Annotated in this window: 8 protein-coding genes; all 8 read right to left on the reverse strand. The window is 69.4% G+C overall.

What is annotated here, in order from left to right:
- Positions 1–214: 214 nt before the first annotated feature.
- Positions 215–4,504: a discoidin domain-containing protein gene (locus IE242_RS33205; RefSeq protein ID WP_229859763.1), complete on the reverse strand. Its 4,290-nt coding sequence runs from the start codon at positions 4,502–4,504 to the stop codon at positions 215–217.
- 121 nt (positions 4,505–4,625) lie between these two features.
- A complete protein-coding gene (locus tag IE242_RS33210) occupies positions 4,626–8,000 on the reverse strand; it encodes a CARDB domain-containing protein (protein ID WP_189866053.1) in 3,375 nt (1,124 codons plus the stop codon).
- A gap of 303 nt (positions 8,001–8,303) precedes the next feature.
- Complete coding sequence (locus IE242_RS33215; protein WP_189866055.1) at positions 8,304–9,314, reverse strand: LacI family DNA-binding transcriptional regulator; 1,011 nt, start codon at positions 9,312–9,314, stop codon at positions 8,304–8,306.
- Between the two features lie 138 nt (positions 9,315–9,452).
- The gene (locus IE242_RS33220) at positions 9,453–11,057 is read right to left on the reverse strand and encodes a glycoside hydrolase family 13 protein (RefSeq protein ID WP_189866057.1); all 1,605 of its coding nucleotides are present in this window, start codon (positions 11,055–11,057) and stop codon (positions 9,453–9,455) included.
- Between the two features lie 138 nt (positions 11,058–11,195).
- Positions 11,196–12,071, reverse strand: a complete 876-nt coding sequence (locus IE242_RS33225; protein WP_189866059.1) for a carbohydrate ABC transporter permease — start codon at positions 12,069–12,071, stop codon at positions 11,196–11,198.
- A 16-nt stretch (positions 12,072–12,087) separates the two neighbouring features.
- On the reverse strand, positions 12,088–13,047 hold the full coding sequence (locus tag IE242_RS33230; protein ID WP_189866061.1) for a carbohydrate ABC transporter permease: 960 nt from the start codon (positions 13,045–13,047) through the stop codon (positions 12,088–12,090).
- A 125-nt stretch (positions 13,048–13,172) separates the two neighbouring features.
- The gene (locus IE242_RS33235) at positions 13,173–14,588 is read right to left on the reverse strand and encodes an extracellular solute-binding protein (RefSeq protein WP_189866063.1); all 1,416 of its coding nucleotides are present in this window, start codon (positions 14,586–14,588) and stop codon (positions 13,173–13,175) included.
- Between the two features lie 394 nt (positions 14,589–14,982).
- Positions 14,983–16,053, reverse strand: coding sequence for a class I SAM-dependent methyltransferase (locus tag IE242_RS33240; protein ID WP_189866065.1), 1,071 nt, complete (start codon positions 16,051–16,053; stop codon positions 14,983–14,985).
- Positions 16,054–16,110 lie beyond the last annotated feature (57 nt).

The following is a 16,110-nucleotide window of genomic DNA, read 5'->3' on the forward strand; positions in this document are numbered from 1 at the left end:
CCTGGAAGTGAGCGCCAAGAAACATGGGCATCGGTCGGTGACGTGGATGGGAGCGCTCCCATGAACCCATCTAGGCAGGTCCACGTCAAGAGTCTTCGTGTGCTCTTCCCGGACGTGAACGACACGCCGGGCTCCCCGCCCCCATGACGGGACCGGCGCCCGCCACGAGTGCGGCGGGCGCCGGTCGCTCACTGGGCCGGGCCGGAGTCCCAGGTCAGCAGGGGTTGATGTCGAGTCGGAAGGTGGTGGTGTTGCGGATGTTCTCGGCGTTGTCGTTCATCCGCAGGCAGTTGAAGGTGGCCTCGCCCACGGCCGGTCCCTGACCGGGTTCGGGCATCTCGTTGGCCCAGACACCGATGCCGGACTTGGCGTCCCAGGCGTCCCCGCTCCGGCGGGCCCCGGTGATCGAGATGTCGGTGAGGACCGTGTCCTTGACCGGGTTCGCCGGCTGTCCGCCCACGTACTGGGTCTGGAACATGATTCCGCTGTAGGTGGGGTCGACGATGTCGACATGGCTGACCCGGATCCCCTGGAACACCTTGGATGCGGAGAACAGCCAGATGCCGGGGAAGGTCTGGTTCCCCCAGAAGTGTCCGCCGGCCCGCACGACGGAGACGTTCTCGAAGGTCGTCGGCCCGGTCCCGAAGCCGTTCATCGGGTAACCGAAGTCGAGGGACGAGATGGTGACGCCCGAGTAGACGAGGGTGTCGGCGATGTGGATGTTGCGGAAGGTGTTGTCGTAGCCGCCGTAGACGGCGACGCCCGCGGCACGCCAGGTCAGGGTCGAGGTCAGGTTCTCGTAGACGTTGTTCTTCATGTCCGCGCCGCCCGCGTCGATCGCCGAGAACAGCGCGAAGCTGTCGTCCCCGGTGGCCCGGGCGTCGTTGTTGGACACGAGGTTGTCCGTGGAGCCGTTGGTCATGTTGATGCCGTCGGCGAACATGTTCCGGATCCGGGAGTTCCTGATGGTGATCCGGTCGGTGTTGGCACCCCAGTAGAGGCAGACCATGTGCTCGTTCCATATGTCGTCGATCACTATGTCCGAGACATTGGCGAAGTCGAACACCTTGCCGGGTCCATCGATACGCGAGGTGTAGTTGCCGAAGTAGGCGAAGCCCTTGAAGAGCGAGCCCTTGGCCGAGGCTTCGGCCCGGAAGCCGACGTCGGTGTTGTCCTGCGTGGTGGGCGCGTGGAACGTCGTGTACCACGGGCCGGCGCCCACGACCTTCACCGCCTTGCCGTACACCTGGAACTTGCCCGAGGTCTGGTAGTCGCCCGGCGGCAGGTAGACACCGGCCAGCTTGCCCGTGGTGTCCATGCGCACCCGGTCGAGCGCGTTCTGCACGTCCTGGTGCGTGAAGCCGGCCGGCACGGTGTACGTGGCCGGGTCCGGGTTCGCGACCGGGGCGACCTTCTCCGTGTTGACGAAGTCGATCGCGTAATGGGCGGCACTGTTGGCGGCGTCCTTCTGCAGGCGGATCCTGCTGCCCGCGGGGATGTTCTCACCGAACATCATGTGCGCCTCGTCGTAGATGTGCCGCGGGGCACCCGCCCCCGGGCTGTTGCCGGGCGCGGTCTCGGCCCCGTACAGCCAGGCGTACTTCGACGTCAGCGGGAGCGCCTTCCTGAAGACATCGTCGACGTAGACGTTGAGGGTGGTGTCGATGCCACCGCCGCCCGGGGCGTCCGGCACGGAGAACCGGGTCACGAGGGTGTTGGTCTCGGCGCGGGTGGTGAACTCGACGTACTCGCCGGTCGCGTCGAGGGTCACCGCCTTGCGACCGGACGCCTCACCGGCGATGTCGCCGACGGTCCGGTTGGGCCCGACGACCTTCGCGCCGCCGCCGGCGGTGCCGTCCTCCGCCTCGTACATGTCGTACGGCATGTCGGCGCCGCGCCCGACGAACAGCGGCTGGGTGTGGGTGTTGTTCTCCCGCTTGACCGGCGGCTCGTCGGTGTCGGCGGCGAGGACCGTCCTGACGGTGTACGAGCCGTTGACCGCCGTCCAGGGGCCGAGGCTCACCTGGGCGGTGGCGCCCGGGGCGATGACCCCGGTGTGCTCACCGCTCAAGGTCCTGACCGTGTCTCCCTGCTCGTCGAGGAGGCTGAGTGTCACCCCGTGGCCGCCCGCCGCGGTCGGCTCGGTGCCCTGGTTCCTCACCGCGACCTTGAACGTGACGCTGTCACCGGCGGCCGGGCTGGAGGGGGAGGTCGTCACCGAGCCGGCCACCAGGTCCGAGCCGGCGACCGGCTTGACCACCAGGGCGGTGGGCCTGGTGTAGGTGTTGTTGCTCTCGTTCTGCTCGACGACCGCACCGGCCTCGTCCGCGACCGCGCTCAGCTCGTACGAGCCCGCGTCGCGGGTTCCGAGCGATGCGCTCACCTTGGTCTCGGCGCCCGCCGCCAGGGCGCCGACCTGGGCGGTGGTGACCTCGGTGCCGCCGAGGCGCAGCGCGACCCGGCTGGCCGGGGCGGCGGCCGGACCGTCGTTGCGGACGGTGGCCGACACGGTGATCTCGTCCGACTCGACCGGGGCGGCGGGCGAGGTGGTCAGATCGGTGACGACGAGGTCCGGGTTGGGTGCGGGGACACCGATGACCTGGAACTCGGCGAGCTGACCGGCCGGGGAGCCGGAGTTGGCGGTGAACCTCAGCCGGACGTCTGCGACGCGCCCGGAGACCGGGACGGTGACGGTGTTGCCGCTCGCCGGGTCGAAGGTGTAGCTCTTCGCCGCGACCAGGCTGGAGAAGCCGCTGGCGCTCTGCTCCCTGCCGAGCACCTCGATCGTCTGGGAGCGGGCGGACCACACGCTGTCCGGGTTCAGTCCGAGCACGAGCCGGTCGACGTCGGCGTTGGCGCCCAGCTCGACGGTGAGGAGGTTCGGGTAGCTGCCGCCCGCGCCCTCCCAGTAGGTGGCGGTGTTGTTGTCGTTGGCGTTCGCCGCGACGTAGGTGTGCACCGTGGAGGAGGCGTCGATCGGCTTGCCGACGGCGAGATCGGAACCGGTGCCGCCGCTGCCGTTGCGGGTCACCCGGTTGCTCTCGGCCGACCGGTTGCCGGCCGCGTCCCTGGCGCGGACGTGGTAGGTGACGGTGCCGGAGGCCGGCTGTGTGTCGGTGTAGGTGGTGGTGTTCCCGGCCACGCTGCCGCGCAGGACGTTGTTCGCGTAGATGTCGTAGCCGGTCACACCGACGTCGTCCGTCGAGGCCGTCCAGGTCAGCTTCACCTGGCCGCTCGTGGGCTCGGTGAGGGCCAGGTCCGCCGGCGCCGTCGGGGCCTGGGTGTCGCCGCCGTCGCCGATGCGGGTGACGGTGTTGCTGTCGCCGGACTGGTTGCCGGACGCGTCCTTCGCCCGTACGCGGTACGACACGGTCTCGTCGGCCGGCCGGTTGTCGGTGAAGGTGGTGACGTCACCGGCGACGCCGGTCAGCAGGGCGCCGTTGGCGTAGATGTCGTAGCCGGTCACACCGACGTCGTCGGTCGACGCCTTCCAGGTCAGCCTGATCTGGCCGGCGGCGGGCTCCGTGAGAGCCAGGTTCGCCGGCGCCGTCGGCGCCTGGATGTCGCCGCCGGTCGGCCCGTAGACCTCCAACTCGCCGATCTGGGCGGCCCGCTGGACCGAGTTCGCCGTGACCAGTACGCGTACGTACCGAGTGCCGGCGGTGTCGAGAGTGATCGTCGCGGTGTTGCTGTTCGACGCGTCGAAGGTGTGGCGCTGCTCGGCCGACAGGTCGGTGAAGTTCTTGCCGTCGGTGCTTCCCTGGATCTTCAGGGTCTGGCTGCGGCTCTCCCAGCCGGCGGGAAGGCGCAGGACGACTCGGTTGACGCCGACGGTGGCGCCGAGGTCCGCCTGGAGCCACTGCGGGAAGGAGTTACTGGCGCTCTCCCAGTAGGTGGCCCGGTTGCCGTCGTTCGCCTGGGAGGCCGTGTAGGACTGGGTGTGGCTGCTCGCGGTGAGGGTCCGCCCGGCGGCGAGGTTCGCCGAGGAGCCGTCGGCTGCGTGCACCTCCAGTTCGGAGAGCTGGGCGGCCTGCCAGCCGGTGTTGGCGGTGATGTCGACCCGGACGAACCGCGCCTGGGACGCCGGGAAGGACACGGTGACGGTGTTCCCGGAGCCCGGACTGAAGGTGTACGCGGCGGAGTTCTTGAGCGTGGTGAAGCTGGTGCCGTCCGCGCTGCCCTGCACGGACAGTGTCTGGCTGCGGCTCTCCCAGCCGGCGGGGAGCTTCAGCACGACCTCGTCGACGCGGGTGGCCGTCCCGAGGTCGGCCTGGACCCACTGGGGCAGGTTGGAACCGGCGCTCTGCCAGTACGTTCCCTGGTTGCCGTCGGTGATGTTCCGGGCGCCGTACTCGCTGTGGGAGCTGCTCGCCGACGCGGTGTCGCCGAGCGCGATGTTCGGTCCGCCCGCCGCGCGGGCGGTCACCAGCGGACCGCCCAGCATCAGCAGGCTCGTCATGACCACGGCGCACACGCCCCGTGATCTCCGGATGGGGATGGTCATCGGTCCTCGCTTCGTGGACGCGCACCCTGTCAGCGCGCGATGCGGCTCGGTGATTGCCGTCGCCGGTACGGCGGCTCGCGGAGCGGAGCAGGGCGGGCCGCCGTACCGGTGTCGAGGGGAGTCAGTCGCGCCTGATGACGAACTGCGAGCCGGGCTCGACGCAGACGTCGCTCTCCGCCGAGTCGGTGATGGTCACGTCCGTCAGGGTCGCGCTGCCCCGGGCGCCGCCCATCGCGAGGACGCCGCAGCCGTTGACCGACTTGTCGATGCGGACGTCTGTGATCTTCACGTCCGGTATCGCGCCGCCACCCGTCTTGAACTGGATGCCGTCGTAGGTCGAGTCGTGGATGTCGGTGTCCCTGATGGTGACCCCCGGGATGTCCGGCCCCTGCGCGAAGAGCGTGACGGCGCCGAACTCCTGGTCCTCGTTCCAGAAGGCGCCGCCCGTGCGGTACAGGCCGTTGTTCGTGATGAGGGTCCGGCCGGAGAAGGGCAGCGGGTCGTGGTCGGTGGCCAGCATGATCCCCGGGTAGTTCATGGTGTCGGAGACCAGGTTGTTCTCGATCGTGTTGCCGTACCCGCCGTAGACCGCGATGCCGTTGGCCCGCCAGGGCAGCTGGATCGTGTTGTTGCGGAAGTGGTTGTCGTGGCCGATGTCGACCGAGGTGTCCTTCACGTACTTGCTGGCCCACACCGCGAGCGCGTCGTCACCGGTGTTGCGGAAGGAGGAGTTGAACACGGTGGAGTCGCGGGTGCCGTTGGCGAAGTTGACGCCGTCGGCGTAGGTGTTGCGGATCCGTACGCCGCTGAACTCGACCCCGTCACCGGGGCCCCACAGCTCGGGGATGTTGGCGTAGTCGCGGCCGACCCAGGCGCCGACGTTGGCGTGCTCGATCCACACGTTGGTGATCTTCGTGTCCTTGCCGAAGCGGCCGTTGAGCGCGACGCCGCCCTCCGCGCCCCCGTCGCCGCCCCGGATGGTGCCGGAGCCGAAGATCGCGATGTCGGAGATCTTCGTGTTGTCGTCGATGTCGAAGCCGAAGTTGCCCTCGTGCGGGTGGTTGATGCCGCCGGCCTGGTGGGGCGGGGTGAGCGAGTACAGCTGCGCGTGCCACATACCGGCGCCGCGGATCGTCACGTCACGGATGCCGACCTGGTTGTACTGCCCGCGGTTCTGCGGGTCGTCGGTCAGGATCTTCCTCTCCTGGCGCCACTGGCCGGCCGGGATCCACACGCAGTCGATCTCGCCCTTCTGGTCGGCGGTGACGGCCCGCTGGATCGCGTCCGCGTCGTCGATGCCGTCGTTGGGCACGGCGCCGTACTGGGTGATCGAGGTGCACGCCGCGGGCTTGGCGGCCGGGGCGGCGACCTGCTCCAGGTCGATCAGGTCGATGACGTAGAAGGCGGCGGTGTCGCCCGCGTCCCGCTGGAGGCGGAACTCGGTGCCCGCCGGGTAGGTCTCGGTCAGCAGCGCGTTCGACTCGTCGAAGAGCCGGCGCGCGTCGCCGCCCGGGGTGTTGGTCAGGCCCTCGGGGTCGTCGGTGGTCCCGTAGAGCCAGCTGTGCCTGGACGAGAGCGTCAGCTTCCGGACGAACTCGTCGTCGGCGTAGAGGCTGATCGTGGCCTCGCGTCCGCCGCCGGTGGCCGAGTCCGGGATCGAGTTGCGTACGACGATGGAGTTGGCGGCGCCGGTGGAGGTGAACTCCACATGGTCACCGGTGTCGTCGAGACGTACCGACCGGCGGCCGGAGGACTCGGTGGCGAAGTTGGTGTGCCCGAAGGTGCGCTGCTTGTCGGCGGTGAGGAGGGTGCCGTCGTAGCGGCCGTCCTCGGCCTCGTACTCGGTGTACGGGACGGCGGCGCCGCGTCCGACGACGAGGGAGCGGGCGAAGACGTTGTTGTTCTCGTCGGTCTCCTCGACCGTGCCGGTCGCGTCGGCCGTGGCGGTCAGGGTGACGCCGCCGTTGGTGGCCTTCCAGGTTCCCTCGACGGCGACGGTGGCCGTGCCGCCCGCGGCGATGGCTTCGGTCGTGCCCTGGAGGGTGGTGCCGCCGACGGTGAGGCGGGTGACGGTGCCGGCGGGGACGGCGGTGGTGCCGCGGTTGTTCACCGCCACCGTGAAGGAGACGGACGCACCGGCCGCGGGCGACGCCGGGTCGCTGGTGATGCCGGTGACCCGCAGGTCCGGGCCCGGGCTCTGGGCGACGGTCAGCTTGTTGTCCGCGGTCCGGCTGTTGTTGCCGTTGTCCAGCTCGGCGACGGTGTCCGTCGGGTCGACGACGGCCGAGACGGTGTACGAGCCCTGCGGGCGCCTGCCGACGGGGACGGAGACGGTCGCGGACGCTCCGGCCGGGAGGGAGGCGACCGGAGCGGAACCGGCGACGGCGCCCTCGACGCTGACGTTCACCGCAGTCGCGGAGGCGGTCGCGGTGCCGGCGTTACGGACGGTGGCCTTGACCGTCACGTCGTCCTTCTCGGACGGGGCGGCCGGGGACCAGGTCAGGTCGGTGACGAGGAGGTCCGGGCTGGGCGCCGCCCTGCCGAGCACCTGGAGTTCGGCGACCTGGGCGCCGGGGGCTCCGGTGTTGGAGAAGAAGGACAGCCTCAGGTCCGCGACGCGGCCGGTCACCGGGATCACCACGGAGTTCTGGCCCGACGACGGGCTGAAGGCGTAGTCGGCCCTGGCCTTCAGGGAGGTGAAGGCGGAGGCCCCCTGCGCGCGCCCCAGGACCTCCAGGGACTGCTTCCGCGGCCCCCAGACCTGGTCCGGGTTCAGCTTGACGACGACGGCCTCGACATCCGCGTCGGCGCCGAGCTTCACGGTCAGTCCGGCCGGGAAGCCCGCCGACTCCCAGTAGGTGCCGGGGTTGGCGTCGTTGGCGTTCTTCGCCAGGTGGTTCTGCGTCGTGGACGTCGCCTCGATGGGCTTGTTCCGCGCCAGGTCGGTGCCCTCGACCGGCGGGTCGACGGGGCCCCCGCCGTCCTCGCCGTAGATCTCCAGCTCGGACAGCTGCGCCGCGTTCCAGACCGAGTTGGCGGACACCTGCACCCGGACGAACCGGGCGGTGGCGGAGGGCAGGTCGATGTTCACGGTGTTCGCCGCGGACGGATCGAACGCGCGAGCCTGCGCCCCGGCGAGCGTGGTGAAGGAACCGCCGTCGGAGCTGCCGAGGACGGCGAGCGACTGGGAGCGTCCCTCCCAGCCGGTGGGCAGCTTCAGTACGACGCGGTCCAGGTCGACCTGTGCGCCCAGGTCGACCTGCACCCACTGGGGGAAGGAGCCCGCCGGGCCCTCCCAGTACGACTGCTGGCTTCCGTCGGTGACGTTCGTCGCCGGGTAGCCGCCGTGCGCTCCGCCGGCCGTCGCCGTCCTGCCGAGCGCGAGATTGGGGTCGTCGTCCGCGGCATACGCGGGGGCGGGCAGCGGTCCGACGGCGAGCAGGCCCGCTGTCAGCAGGCCGACCCCCCATCGTCTGCCCGGATGTGTGCCTCTCATGGTGGCCTTTCCGCAAGGAGCCCGGGGAGAGAGCTGACAAGGTCATGTGCCGGGAGCCCAACATGACTCCGACAAGAACAGCGGCAGCAAGCCAACTTCTTGAGTGATTCTGTGACTTGTTTGCATTGCCGGAGTGAGAGGTTTCTACTGCGTGATGGGTTTGTCAACGGTTCCATCACGAACATGACAGGCGGTATGCCCGGAAACGCCGACGGCACCGGTATCGGCGCCGCTCGAGGCGGCGGCGATACCGGTGCCGAAGGGGTGATATGGGGTCAGCGCGCCCGGGTCAGCGCGCCCGGGTCAGCGCACCGGGGGCGGTGCGGTCGATCCGCGGACGACGAGCTCGGGCTCGAAGAGGAGCTCCCCCGGGTGGGGATGGGTCCCCTGGATCTGGGCGCACAGCAGATCGACCGCCGCGCGGCCCATCGCCTCGATAGGCTGGCGCACGGTCGACAGGGGCGGCTCCGTGCACGTCATGAAGGCCGAGTCGTCGAAGCCCACGACCGACACGTCCGCGGGAACGGAGAGCCCGCGCCGGCGGGCCGCCCTGATGGCCCCCAGCGCGAGCGGGTCACTGCCGCAGACGATGCCGGTGACGCCTTGCTCCAGGAGCCGCGCGGTCGCCGCCTGCCCGCCTTCCAGCGAGAAGATCGACCGCTGCACGAACTCGTCGGGCAGTTCCGTGCCCATCGTCTTCGCCGCCACCCGGGCGGCGTCCAGCTTGCGGCGCGACGGCACATGGTCGGCGGGCCCGACGACGAGGCCGATCCGTTCGTGCCCGAGGGAGGCGAGGTGGCGCCACGCCTGTTCGACAGCGACCGCGTCGTCGCACGCGACACACGGGAAGTCGAGGCCCTCGATCGACGCGTTGACGAGGACGACCGGGACCTTGCGCTCGGCCAGCAGATGGTAGTGCTCGTGCGGCGCGTCGGCCTGCGCGAAGAGACCGCCGGCGAAGACCACCCCGGAGACCTGCTGCTGGAGCAGCAGGTCCACGTAATCGGCCTCGGCCACGCCTCCCTTGGTCTGCGTGCAGAGCACGGGCGTGAGTCCCTGTTGCGCGAGCGCGCCCCCGATGACCTCCGCGAACGCCGGGAAGATCGGGTTCTGCAGCTCCGGCAGTACGAGACCGACGAGCCGGGCGCGCTCCCCGCGCAGCTGCGTCGGGCGCTCGTACCCGAGGACGTCCAGCGCCGTGAGCACGGACTGCCGTGTCGCCTCGGAGACACCGGGCTTGCCATTGAGGACACGGCTGACCGTGGCCTCGCTGACCCCCACCTTCTTCGCCACCTGGGCCAGTCGTCGCGTCATGTACGCAAGACTAACGCAAGACCCGCAAGTAGTTGCAGGTTCCTTCCGTCCTCATGTCAGTTCCGGGAGGCCTTGCCCGCCCCGTCCGCGTCGTACGGCGCGGACGGGGCTCAGGCAGCGCGGAGGGTGGACGGGAGGTCACGCCCGCAGCCACACGGCTGTGTCCTCCGGCAGCGTTCCGTCGGCGTGCAGGGGGCCGCTGGCGAGGAGGAGCCGCTCGTACGGCGGAAGGGCGGCGGGCGCGTCGGAGAGGTTGACGACACAGACCAGACCGTGGGTCCGCCGGAAGGCGAGGATGCCGTTCTCCGTGGGCAGCCAGGTCAGGGGGCCGTCGCCGAAGCCGGGCTCGGCACGGCGCAGGAGGAGGGCCTCGCGGTAGAGGGCGAGCATCGAATCCGGGTCGCCGCTCTGCCGGTCGACCGCGTAGCGGGCCCAGTCCGCGGGCTGGGGCAGCCAGGGTTCGGCCGCCGTCCCGAAACCGTAGGCCGGTGCGTCGGCCTCCCAGGGCAGTGGTACGCGGCAGCCGTCGCGGCCGGGGTCGGTGCCGCCGGAGCGGAAGTGCATGGGGTCCTGGATGCGGTCGAGGGGGATGTCGGCCTCGGGCAGCCCGAGTTCCTCGCCCTGGTAGAGGTAGACGGAACCGGGCAGGGCGAGGGTGAGCAGGGCGGCGGCGCGGGCGCGCCGGGTGCCGAGATCGAGGTCGGCGGGCGTGCCGAAGCGCTTGGTGGCGAAGTCGAAGGCGGTGTCGGCGCGGCCGTAGCGGGTCACGGTGCGGGTGACGTCGTGGTTGCACAGGACCCAGGTGGCGGGGGCGCCGACCGGGGCGTGGTCGGCGAGTGTGTCGTCGATGGCGCGGCGCAGCCGGCCGGGATCCCAGGGGCAGGTCAAGAAGGTGAAGTTGAAGGCCGTGTGCAGTTCGTCGGGTCGCAGGTAGCGGGCGAAGCGCTCGGCGTCGGGCAGCCACACCTCCCCGACGAACACACCGCCGTACTCGTCGGCGATCGCTCGCCAGGAGCGGTAGATGTCGTGGATCCCGTCCTGGTCGATGAAGGGCGACGGGTCGGCGCCCTCCTCGAAGTCGGGCAGGGCGGGGTCCTTGACGAGCAGGGCCGCGGAGTCGATGCGTACGCCGGCGACGCCGCGTTCGAACCAGAAGCGCAGGATGTCCTCGTGTTCCTGCCGCACCGCCGGATGGGCCCAGTTCAGGTCGGGCTGCTCGGGCGTGAACAGGTGCAGGTACCACTCGCCGTCGGGGACGCGGGTCCAGGTGGTGCCGGCGAACTGCGACGGCCAGGCGTTGGGCGGCAGTTCCCCGTTCTCGCCTCGCCCGGGCCGGAAGTGGAACAGCTCCCGCTCCGGGCTGCCCGGGCCCGCGGCGAGCGCGGCCCGGAACCAGGGGTGCCGGTCGGAGACATGGTTGGGCACGATGTCGACGATGGTGCGGATGCCGAGCTCACGGGCCTCGGCGATCAGCTTCTCGGCCTCGGCCAGGGTGCCGAAGGCCGGGTCGATGGTGCGGTAGTCGGCCACGTCGTAACCGCCGTCGACGAGCGGCGAGAGATACCAGGGGGTGAACCAGACGGCGTCGACACCGAGCTGCGCGAGATAGGGCAGTCGGGCGCGCACGCCCGCGAGGTCCCCGGTGCCGTCGCCGTCGCCGTCGGCGAAACTGCGTGGATACACCTGGTAGATGACGGCGTCGCGCCACCAGTCGTCGGTGCGGTGCGGGGTGGGGGCTGCCACGTGACGGTCCTTTCGGGCAGGGTGGATCTTCACCGTCGGCCCGGACAGCGGGGCGTCGGACGGGCCGGCGGCGAAGGCTTTCGCGGGTGAGGGGCGAGTGAGCGGTCGGGCGGCGGGGCGGTCGGACGACGGGGCGGATCAGCCCTTGAGGCCGCCCGCGGTGAGACCGCTCATGATGTTGCGCTGGAAGATCAGGAAGATCAGCAGGGTGGGCAGGGAGGCGATCGTCAGCGCGGCGATCAGCACATTGACGGGGACGCCGTTGGAGAGCGAGTAGATGCCGACGTTGAGGGTCTGTCCGGCCGGGTCGGGCAGGGTGAGCATCGGCCAGAGGAAGTCCTTCCAGACCCCGACGATCGCGAAGATCGACACCACGCCGAGGATCGGCCGCGAGATGGGCAGCACGATGGACCACAGGGTGCGCAGCGGGCTCGCCCCGTCCATGGCGGCGGCGTCCAGCAGTTCCTTCGGTATCGAGTCGAAGAACCGCTTGAGCAGGAAGATGTTGAAGGCGTTGGTGACCGAGGGCAGCCAGATCGCCCAGGGTGTGTTCAGCAGGTTCCGCTCCACGATCGGCACGTCGAGGACCGTCAGGTACTGCGGCACGACGAGCACGGTCGCGGGGATCATGAGCGTGGCGAGCATCATGCCGAGGATGACGTTGCCGAACACCGGGCGGAGCTTGGACAGCGAGTAGGCGGCGGCCACGTCGAGGACTAGTTGGAAGGCGAGGGCGCCGAAGGCGTAGTAGAGGGTGTTGCCGAGCAGTCTGGCGAGGTCCATGACCTCCCAGGCGTGGCTGTAGTTCTCGGGCGTGAAGGTTGCGGGCACCAGGGTCGGCGGTGTCCGGATCACTTCCTGCGCGTCCTTGAACCCGCTGGAGACCAGCCAGTACAGCGGTCCGAGGAAGACCAGCGTGAAACCGCCGACGACCAGGGTGAACACGATCCAGTAGAGGGCCTTGCCGCGGGGCTTGGCGAGCTGGGCCGGCGAGATGAGCGTACGCGTGGACATGATGGTCTCCCCTGGCCTACTCGTCCTCGGCGCGGCTGAGCTTCACGTACGCCGCCGAGAATCCGGCGAGCAGTACGAGCAGCAGCAGGCCGAGCGCCGCCGCGGCACCGTAGTCGTTGAAGTTGAAGGCGTACTGGTAGATCAGATAGACCACCGTCGTGGTCGAGCCCTCCGGTCCGGCGCCGCCCGTCAGCAGGAACGGCTCGACGAAGACCTGCATCGTCGAGATGATCTGCATCAGCAGCATCAGCGAGAGGATGAGGCGCGTCTGCGGAACGGTGACATGCCAGATCTTCCGGAACAGGCCGGCTCCGTCGAGTTCGGCCGCCTCGTACAGCTCGCCAGGGATGCCCTGGAGCGCGGCGAGGTAGATGAGGGCGGCGCCTCCCATGTTCATCCAGGTGGAGGCGAGGACGACGGAGAGCATCGACAGATCCGCGTCCTGGAGCCACTGCTGTTCCGGCAGATGCAGAGTTCTCAGCAGTTCGTTGAGGAGTCCGTAGCCGGGGTCGTAGAGGTATTTGAAGAGCAGCACGGAGGCGACCGGGGGCAGCATCACCGGCAGGTAGACCAGCAGCCGCAGATAGCCTTTGCCGTGGCGGAACTCGTTGATGACGATCGCCACGACGAACGGCACCGCGAATCCGAAGACCAGTGCCAGCACGGTGAACAGGAGCGTGTTGCGCCACGCCTGCCAGAAGGCCGGATCGTTGAACACCGTCCTCAGGTTGTCCAGACCGACCCAGGTGACCTCGCCGCTCTCGGTCTTCTGGAAGGCCAGGAAGAACTCCCTGACCATCGGGTACCACGAGAACACGGCGAAGCAGACGACCGCGCCGATGAGGAATCCGTGAGCCGTCAGATGGCGCCGCAGGCTCTTGGTGAAGGATCCGCCAAAGGTCGCGCGGGCTGGTTCGCGCGGCTCGGAAGGGCGGGAGGGTCCTGCCTTGCTCGGGGTCAGGCCGGTGGCCGACATCGTCGCTCCTCGGTACTGGTCTGCCATGTCTGTCGCCGGCATGTCCGTCGCCGGGGCCAGGCCGTCGCGGGGCCAGGTCGTCGCCGGGCGGGACGGCCCGGTACGGTCCGCCCCGCCCGGACCGGTCACTGGTCGGCCAGGATCTGGTTGACCTGCGACTCCGCGGTGGCGAGGAGCTCGTCGATGTCGGCGTCCTCGTTGGTGAGGATGCCGGACATCACGTTGTCGAGGACCTTGTAGACCTCCTGCGCCTTGGGCGGCTCGGCCTTGCCCGCGACGGGGTCGTCCATGAAGGCCTTGAAGTTCTCGACCGGCATGGTGGCGTGCTCGGCGCGGGCGGCGTCGTCCTTCGTCTTGGTCTCGTTCAGCCAGAAGTTGGGCTGCGGAATACCGACCGGCAGTCCGTCGGCCTTGCGGCGCGCCCAGTCGAACTGGCCCTTGTCCGCGGTGAGGGTCAGGAAGTTGAGCCAGGCGACGGCGGCCTTGACCTTGTCCGGGGATATCCCCTTCTTGATCATGTAGCTGTTGCCGCCGGCCAGGGTGTTCTGCCGGCCCGGGATCGGTCCCATGCCGAAGTTCCCGTACTTCGCGCCCAGTTGCTGGACCATGTAGGTGATGTCGTCGGGCGCGGCGAGGAACATGCCGAGCTTGTCGGTGGCGATCTGCTTCTGCAGGTCACCCCACTTCAGCAGCTGGGTCTTGCCCATGCTGTCGTCCTCCCAGCGCATGGCGTGGAGGTTCTCGGCGACCTGCTTGCCCAGCTCGTCGTTGAAGGCCGCCTTCTTGCCGCTCGCGTCGACGATCTCACCGCCGACGCTGTACATCTGGGCGGTGAAGTGCCAGCCGCCCTGGTTGCCGGCGCTGTACTCGCCGAAGCCGGCGATGCCGTCGCCGAGCCCGGCGATCTTCTTCGCCGCGGCCCGGACCTCCTCCCAGGTACGCGGGGGGTTGTCGGGATCGAGGCCGGCCTGGGTGAAGAGCTTGCGGTTGATCAGCAGGCCCATCGTGTAGTTGCTGGTGGGCAGACCGTACAGCTTGCCGTCCTGCTTGAGGGAGCTCAAAACATTGGGGTCGATGTCCTTCAGCAGCGGCACGGTCTTGTCGTTGACGTACGCGGTGATGTCCTCCGCCCCGTCGTTGTCGAGGACCTGCGGCAGGTCGGTGAAGTAGGTGTAGAAGACGTCCGGCTGGGACTTCGCCTTCAGCATGGCCGTGAAGCGCGGCGGCTCCAGGCACTGGCCCGGGGTGGAGCGGCCCTCGATCGTGACGTTCGGGTAGGTCTTGTTGAACTCCGCGACGTCCTGCTTCCACTCCTTCAGCTCGGCCGCCTTCGCCGTCGGCGGCATGCAGTCGATGGTGATCGTCACCTTCGTCTTCGGGTCCAGCGGGGCGGACGGATCCGACGAGCCGCTCCCCTGGGAAGCGCCGCCGCCGTTGTCGCTGCTGCTCGTGCCGCAGGCGGCGAGCGCGCTCAGCGTGAGAGCGGAGACGAGGGCGACCGCGCTGGCGCGGCGAGTACGGCGGAACCTGGCACTTCTCATGGGTGGTCCCCTTCGGGCATGAACGTGGAGGTCACCCCACCACCAGACGGTGGGTGCGTTGTGGGGCGCGGCACACTCAACCATCCTCAACAGATGTACGCAAGATATCGCGTTGGTTTCGTAATTCATTGACAATCCGGAGTCTGTTCGGCGTGGATCGCTCGTAGAGCACTCACGGAACACCCGGGCGTGCCCGGCTCCCGGAGGTTCCCCGCGACCGCTCCCACCGAGCCGAACGGGTGGTGCCCTCAGCCGGCTGTCCGGCTGAGGGCACCACCCGTTCGCTGATCGATGTCAGGCCGCCTCGACCACTGCCTCGGAGGCGAAGGGCACGTCGAGTTCGGCCTGCCCCGTGAAGACGGCACCCAGAGAAGTCACCCGAGAGCGCGGTGACCTACGGCTTGATGTCGTACAGGACGTTGAAAGGGTCGTCCAGCGCGGACCGGGCCACGCTGCCGAAGCCCGCCTCGGCGCACAGACCGCGCACCATCGTCTCGGGCATACCGCAGGTTCCGAGGGCGGCTCCGCCGTTCGCGAGGGACGTGGTCATGCAGTACAAGACGCTGAACCCGTAGAACATCGACGGAACAGGGCCCACATTGTCCTCGGAACGGTCCGCGCAGTTGATCTCGAGCATCAGGTAGTCGCCGTCGTCCTTGACCGCGGCCCTGATGGCGGCAAGGAGCCGCTTCGGTTCCACCGCGTCATGGATGACGTCGAAGGTGGTGACGAGGTCGTAGCGCCCGGGAAGCCCCTGGGCGGCATCGACCGTCTCGAAGGTCACCCGGTCGGCGACACCGGCCTTCTCGGCGTTCGCCCGGGCGCGTTCCACCTGGGCCGGGAAGTTGTCGAACCCCGTGAAACGGGAGCGGGGGAACTTCTCGGCGAGCATGATCAGGGCACGGCCCGCGCCGCATCCCACGTCCGCGACGTCGATACCGCGCTCCAGCCGTTCGAGCACATGGGGAAAGGTGCTCAGCCCGCCGTGCACCATCAGGCTCTCGAACCAACTGCCGGTGAAACGGCTCATGCCGTCCCACAGGATGTCCGGGTAGTCGCTCTGCCGTACGCCTCCCCCGGTCCGGAACGCCTCGATGAGTCGTTCGTACGGTGCCAGGACGGCGGGCATCAGCTGGTACACGCCGCCGAGGAACGTGGGCCCTGGTTCGTCAGCCAGAGCGGGGGCGTGCTCGGCCGGCAGTGCGAAACGCCCGGGTTCCGGTTCCTCCAGATAGCCCGCGGCGGTCAGACCGCGCAGCCACTCGCGTACATAACGCTCGTTCAGGTCCAGACGGCCCGCGAGCTCCTGGCTGCCGGCGGGGCCGCCGGCCGCCAGGTCCCGGAACAGGCCCAGCCGGTCGCCCAGGTGGCACAGACCGATCGTCATCGCCCCGCTGATGTCCCCGAGCGCCTTCTCCATGAAGGCTTCGGCCTTCGCTTCGTCCAGTTCGCGCTGCGCCGCCATGGTGTTCCTCCTGGGGGCCGATCCGCTGGGTGCGACCGCCCCGGACGCCCGGGAAGC

Origin of the sequence: Streptomyces poonensis (genome assembly GCF_014650915.1) — a bacterium.
In the GTDB taxonomy this organism is placed as follows: Bacteria; Actinomycetota; Actinomycetes; order Streptomycetales; family Streptomycetaceae; genus Streptomyces; species Streptomyces poonensis.

Bases quoted from the DNA above. Each gene is read 5' to 3' on its own strand.
- IE242_RS33240 (WP_189866065.1), bottom strand. From the start codon at position 16,053: ATGGCGGCGCAGCGCGAACTGGACGAAGCGAAGGCCGAAGCCTTCATG.
- IE242_RS33235 (WP_189866063.1), bottom strand. From the start codon at position 14,588: ATGAGAAGTGCCAGGTTCCGCCGTACTCGCCGCGCCAGCGCGGTCGCC.
- IE242_RS33225 (WP_189866059.1), bottom strand. From the start codon at position 12,071: ATGTCCACGCGTACGCTCATCTCGCCGGCCCAGCTCGCCAAGCCCCGC.
- IE242_RS33205 (WP_229859763.1), bottom strand. From the start codon at position 4,504: ATGACCATCCCCATCCGGAGATCACGGGGCGTGTGCGCCGTGGTCATG.
- IE242_RS33215 (WP_189866055.1), bottom strand. From the start codon at position 9,314: ATGACGCGACGACTGGCCCAGGTGGCGAAGAAGGTGGGGGTCAGCGAG.
- IE242_RS33210 (WP_189866053.1), bottom strand. From the start codon at position 8,000: ATGAGAGGCACACATCCGGGCAGACGATGGGGGGTCGGCCTGCTGACA.
- IE242_RS33230 (WP_189866061.1), bottom strand. From the start codon at position 13,047: ATGTCGGCCACCGGCCTGACCCCGAGCAAGGCAGGACCCTCCCGCCCT.